1 protein-coding gene and 1 pseudogene are annotated in these 1,352 nt (G+C 41.0%); both read right to left on the bottom strand.

Features of this window, described 5'->3' with window-relative positions:
• Positions 1–164: pseudogene (locus GMD4S_RS13785) on the bottom strand (23S rRNA (uracil(1939)-C(5))-methyltransferase RlmD); the annotation flags it as partial.
• A gap of 39 nt (positions 165–203) precedes the next feature.
• Positions 204–1,352 (bottom strand): ATP-dependent metallopeptidase FtsH/Yme1/Tma family protein (locus tag GMD4S_RS08945; RefSeq protein ID WP_000652203.1); only part of this gene is annotated, 1,149 nt, incomplete at its 5' end.

Genomic DNA, 1,352 nt, shown 5'->3' with positions numbered 1-1,352 from the left:
TCATAGACTTTTACTAGTTTAACCAAATCTCGTGCCAAGGTCGAAACATTGCAGGATACATAGACCATTTTGTCTGGAACATAGGTCAGGATGGTATCCAACAGCTTATCATCTAAGCCTGTACGAGGAGGGTCGACTATCAGGGCATCCGCTCGGTAGCCATCACATTAGAACATAAAAAGAGAGGTTGAACCTCTCTAAATTTATTTTTCTTCACTCATTTTTGATTTCACTTCATCATAAGATAATGCATGGGATTCCTCTTCTACTGTCTCAGGCATTTTTCCTGTCTCGTAAAGAGATTTAATCTGTGTACTATCTAATGTTTCATATTTCAACAACGCTTCTGCAATCAACTTATGCGTTTCACGATTTGATTGGATAATTTCAGCAGCTTTGTTTCGTGCCTCATTTAATAATGAACGAACTTCCTCATCAATCTCATAGGCTGTTTGTTCTGAAATTGATTTTTGAGGACTTTGTGCACCAAACATAGCATGATTACCTTCGTATTGAACTGGGCCAAGTTTTTCACTCATACCGTATTCAGTGACCATTGCACGCGCCATCTGTGTAGCTTGTTCAAAGTCATTTGAAGCTCCTGTAGTTTGAACATTAAAGATAATCTCTTCAGCTACACGACCACCCATCAAACCTGCTAATTGTTCTTTCATGTCTTCCTTAGATAGAAGCATTTGATCTTCTTTAGGAAGTGCAATCATGTATCCGCCTGCACGTCCACGTGGTACAATGGTAACTTTATGAACAACACGGGCATTTGACAGTACTAAACCAACAATGGTATGTCCAGCCTCATGATAAGCAACCAATTCACGCTCTCTTTGTGATACTGTTTTATCTTTCTTAGATGGTCCAGCAATCACTCTGTCCTCTGCCTCATCAATATCTGAAGCATCAATGATTGATTTGTTGCGACGAGCAGCAACTAAGGCTGCTTCGTTTAGAACATTTTCTAAGTCAGCTCCCACAAAACCTGGGGTTTGTTGGGCAACTAGTTTCAAATCAACATCGTCTGCCAGAGGTTTATTTTTAGCATGAACTTTCAAGATTGCTTCACGACCTTTAACATCAGGGCGACCAACTAAGACTTTTCTATCAAAACGTCCTGGACGGAGAAGAGCTGGATCTAGAACATCTGAACGGTTCGTCGCAGCGATAACAATGATCCCTTCATTTCCCTCAAAACCATCCATCTCAATCAAGAGTTGGTTCAAGGTTTGTTCACGTTCATCATTACCTCCACCAAGACCGACACCACGTTGGCGACCAACGGCATCAATTTCATCGATAAAGATGATGGCTGGCGCTGCTTTTTTTGCATCCTCAAAAAG

The sequence above is a fragment of the Streptococcus sp. GMD4S genome, from assembly GCF_000296955.1.
The sequence above is the reverse complement of the archived record's forward strand: the minus strand, read 5'-3'. Positions and strand labels throughout refer to the sequence as shown.